Source organism: Streptomyces sp. NPDC101166 (assembly GCF_044768125.1).
Lineage (GTDB): Bacteria > Actinomycetota > Actinomycetes > Streptomycetales > Streptomycetaceae > Streptomyces.
This window is the reverse complement of the sequence record NZ_JBIWPF010000391.1, coordinates 1-1,019: the sequence shown is the minus strand read 5'-3', so window position 1 is coordinate 1,019 and position 1,019 is coordinate 1. Positions and strand designations below refer to the sequence as shown.

Annotated in this window: 1 protein-coding gene; it reads right to left on the bottom strand. The window is 69.8% G+C overall.

The window, feature by feature from the left end:
• A partial coding sequence (locus tag ACIRS4_RS39350; RefSeq protein ID WP_404205250.1) for a glycosyltransferase family 39 protein occupies positions 1 to 986 on the bottom strand: 986 nt, incomplete at its 3' end.
• Between the last annotated feature and the right edge of the window lie 33 nt (positions 987 to 1,019).

Here is a 1,019-nt window from a genome sequence, read left to right as displayed (position 1 = left end):
CTCAACGCGAACGCGCCCGCGCCGACCAGGGCGGGCCAGAAGCCCGCCACGTAGTAGGAGCGACCGTTCTCGACCAGGACGATGATCAGCAGGCCCAGGCCCGCGATCAGCGCGAAACGGTAGGGGCGCAACGCCTCCAGCCGGGTGAGGCCCCACAGGCCGAAGATGCTCAGCAGGCCGCCGAGCAGACCGCACTGGACGGCGATCTCGATCGCGCAGATCAGCGGACCGGTATTGGCGGCGTACTGCTCCTGGGCGATGATCTCGGTCATCTGCGATTCCACCCAGCCGTGTTGCACCTGCCACACGATGCCGGGAACCATCGACAGCGTCAGGATCGCGGTGCCGACGTACAGCGCCGGGCGGCGCAGCAGTTCGCGCGGGCCCGCGATCAGCACGCCCAGGCCGAGCAGCGCCCACACGCCGGGCATCATCCACTTCGCCTGGAACGCCAGCGCCGCCGCCACGCCCGCGACGATCAGCAGGTAGTCCTGCCGCGTGCGCACCCAGCGGATGAGCAGCCAGATGATGGCCGCCTGCAAGGGAATGTCGAAGGTCAGCGTGATCAGCTGCATCTGGTTGAAAGCCAGCGGTGATACCGCGTAGGCCGTCGCGGCCAGCACCTGATACCGCGCGCTCGCACCCAGCTCCCGGGCGGTGGCGGCCGAGACGACCGCCGCGGCGGCCATCAGCAGCAGCGCCGGAATGCGCAGCGCCAGCACCGAACCCGGGGCGATCAGATCCATCACGTGCGCCACGAACGGCGCCAGCGGACCCTGATCCGGGTAGGCCCAGGCGAGCCGTCGCCCGGCCGCCAAGAAGTACAGCTCGTCGCCGAAGTAGTTGATCCGAGCCGCGGGGAGGCCGAGCACGGCGGCGAACCCCAGCGAGACCGCCAGGACGCCCTTCCACGCGAACGGATGCACCCGCCGATCGGCGACCGGCTCGACGGCGACCAGCTCCGGCGCCACATCGGTGGTTGACACTATGCCCTCCCAGGGAACACAAAAACGCCCGGC